The organism is Lactobacillus sp. W8172, from assembly GCF_016102055.1.
Taxonomy (GTDB): Bacteria; Bacillota; Bacilli; order Lactobacillales; family Lactobacillaceae; genus Lactobacillus; species Lactobacillus apis_A.
In genome coordinates this window covers 1-3702 of sequence record NZ_JACFPG010000010.1, presented here as the reverse complement: position 1 = coordinate 3702, position 3702 = coordinate 1, and the positions used below count along the sequence as shown (strand labels likewise).

At 39.4% G+C, this 3702-nt stretch carries 1 protein-coding gene; it reads left to right on the top strand.

Annotated elements, in window-relative coordinates:
- Positions 1-140 precede the first annotated feature (140 nt).
- Positions 141-3702, top strand: a 3562-nt coding sequence (locus H3R21_RS07390; RefSeq protein ID WP_198184150.1) for a DUF1542 domain-containing protein, incomplete at its 3' end; no start/stop codon positions are given.

The following is a 3702-nucleotide window of genomic DNA, read 5'->3' as shown; positions in this document are numbered from 1 at the left end:
AGGGGAGATAATGTTGGTTGACTAATTGCATATAAAATAACGCAAAAACACCTTTATATTTGGCAGGCAAAATGTTACCATTTTAATCATATACATAAGGTATAAAAGTAATTTATAGAAATATGTTAGAGAGGACGTCAATGAAAAGTATTAATAAATCCAATCCAACTGAAGAGGTTAAAAATACCAATTATAGAATGCATAAAGGCAAGAAGGGCTGGCTAGTCAGCTACTCACTTTTGTCATTCGTATTAGGTGGAGGCTACATTACTAATGTGGCAACTACTCCCGTTAAAGCTGCAGAAGTTGAGACTCAAAATAGTGTTAAGTCTGCAGATAAAGAACTGCAAAGCCAAGTTGACGAACAGGCAATATCTGATGCCAAGCATAATGCTACTATTGTCTTAGAGAATAAAGCTAATAGTGTCAAAACAGCTATTAATAATGATCAAAAACTATCGTTAGATGAAAAGGAAGCACAAACTGCAACTGTTGATAGTATATTTAATGATGCCAAAGTTAAGGTTAATGAAGCAGTTGATTTGGTAAGTGTCAAAGATATACAGGATACCGCAGTTGCTAATATTTCTGCATGTTATCAACCAAGACATGCAAAGAATGAGTCTATAACTGAACCTATTCATCAAACTGCCGAGAACATTCCGTTAGTTGATAATGCGCAAAAGCCAATCTCAAAGAAGGTAACGGTATCAACATACAGAGGACTTAGTTCGTTCTTCAAAACCACAACGAGTTCTGAAGGACAAGTAGCTCCAGCTGGTGAGAATGCAAAGAAGATAAATACCCCTGTTAATCCAGAAGAAAACACTTCACTAGTTGCTGTTGATTCAACTAATGACAAAATTGAATCAGCTAAGTTAACGGATGTAGTGACTAGGAATGGTGAACAAACAAATACTGCTAATGAAGCGACTGTTGCTAGTGATAAAGATGAAAAGCGTCCAGCTTTCAATGATCTTTTAGGACAAGCAAGTGGTAAAACAGAAACCTCTGTTGACGTTGCTGTGCCAGAGCAAGTAATCAATCCTGATAAATCAATTTCAAGAGATGTTGCAACTTTGGCAGAGTTGGCAGCAGCTTGGAATGATGCAGCTGTTACTTATGTCAACGTTAATGCTGACATTACTTATGATGCTAATGTTATTTTTGGTATTCGTGCTGCAGGTGCAAGTCTGGTAATTAATGGTAATGGTCATACCATTGATATGGGAAGCCAAAAGTTTCAATATGAACGTATTTCGTATAGAAGATCGCCAGTTACATACCTCACTTTAACTAATGCACATTATAGACAGGGGTTCACAGGATTAACAGGTAATGCCAAAGCCTTGGTATACACACAGGATGGTTCTAATTTAGCTGTTAACCTTGATAACATCAGATTGAGCGCTACTAGTTCTTTGGGTTCTGATTACCATGCTATTCGTGCTGTTATGGCAAATAGCTCAAGAGTAACCTTCTCTGGTAAGAACGTTTTTGTTATTGCCAATGAAGTAGTTCGTGGAGCCGGAAGTATATATATTGCAAATGATAGTTCAGTTGTAATGGAGCGAACTGAAGGTGCAGTTTCAGGTGGCGACGACGATGACGACGTTGACCCAGACGCTCCAGCAGGAGTAGATTCTGAAAGTGGTGAATTTGCTTTCACTGCTCGTGCAGCTAAGGGTTCAATTGGTGAAGGCAATCAGTTTGTAATGGGTGACCGTTCATCTAACGCAGCGGGAACATTAAAAGGTGTATCTGCAGACTTCCCAGCACTATATAGATACGTATATAGTGTAAAAGTTGGTGATGATGTTTCTTGGATGCAAGAAGGTTTCCAATACTTCATTGATGGTACTAGAGCAGGTGCAGGAGCAAATGATGCTACTTATGTGTTTGGTCAAAACTTCAAATTAGACTGTCCTGCAACCACTAGAGGTGGGGCAATTCAACTAAGAAGAAACCAATCAATGCTCTTTAATGCCGGAACAACGATGAGAATCAACCAGAGGGCAGCAAACCGAGCAATTATTAACTTGGCTAATACCTCAAGTGTAACCTTCATTTCACCAAAAGAACTAGATTTATCTGTTTCAGGGCAAAATGATGTACCCGCAGCTTCAAGACGAGGGGTTGTAGCCGGAAGTGGTAGTCTAAGAATTAACAATTCAAGTATTAGAACTTGGGATGGAACGAACTCCTCAACCAATATGCCTGAAGGTCAATACACTGGTAAGTTCACCAACATGACCATCACAAATGGTAAGGCAACTGTATCATCAACATCTGGTTCAATTAATCCAAATATCATGAGTGCAAACACGCGTGAATTACAAACAGATGCAATTGCTCCGGGTAAGGTTAAGGTACAATTCATTGACCAAACAGGTAAGCAAGTAGGAAAGGATTATGAGTTACCATTTGGCGGGAAAGGTACTCTGTATGAAGATGCTTATATTGGCCAAGCAATTCCGTTAGTTAGCCAGGATATTGTTGATCATATTCCAGCAGGCTACATGTGGGCTTTAGGCAACCAGATTTACGCTGGGGCTAAGGCAGACAAACAAAGTGGTGGTTCAGGTAAAGGTGACCAAGGTGATGCCGATGGTCAAGCAAACATAGCTTACGTTCCAATGGACACGGGCTCATACACATATAAGGTCTATGTTTACGGTGCCAAACAAAACGTGACCTACAAGTATGTTGATGTTAACCATCCGGACAAGGTTTTAACACCAAAGAATATTGCAGGAACAGAAGCAGACAACGGCTTAGTTACAGCGAACTACGGTAACACCATTGATTGGACAAATAAGTACTATACAGAAACTAATGTGCCAGCAGGTTACCATTACAAGACTGATGCAGCTAACCAGCCAGCAACGATGGTGGTTTCAGACAATAACCCAACAGTAATATTGTATGTTGAGGGTGATGAACAAGAAATCACACCAACATACTTAGATATGACAGGTAATGCTTTAAGCCCAGCCAATCCGATCGTAATTAAAGGCAGAACTGGGGATACTATCACAATCCCAGATGGTCCTGAAATTCCCGGCTTAATAGCTACTGAAGCTATTTTGAATGGTACACCGGTGTCTGTTGGCTCAACTTTTGAAATGCCAAATCAAAAAGATTTAGGGGCAGATCAAAAGTACACTTTAGTTTACAAGTATGATGATATTGAGAAACTGAAGCAACCTGCTAGAGAAGCAGTTAAGAGTGCAGCAGAAATAGCTAAGGCTACAATTGATTTAGATAAGACTTTAACTTCAGTAGAGAAGAATAGACAAAAAGATCAGGTAGATACAATTCTAATTGAAGCTCTTAATAACATTAATGCTGCAACGACCGTAAATGGTATTAATGATGCTAGAGACGATGGCTGTGATAGAATTAGTAAGGTCCATCAAAGTGGTGCTAGCCTTGAAAAACAAAGAGCAGACGCAGTAGAGGAAATTAAGCAACATGCGGCAATTGTTAAGGATGCAATCGATAAAGACGTAACCTTAACCACAGCTGAAAAGAATCAACAAAAACAAGATGTTGATCAGGTAGCAGCAGATATTATTACAGATATTAATGATGAAGATAAAGCGCCAGATGCGGATAGTATTAACAAGTTAGTCACTGAAGGCAAGCCAAAGCTAGACGCTGAGCATAAACCAAATAAGAGTGGCTTAGATGGCTTGAAGG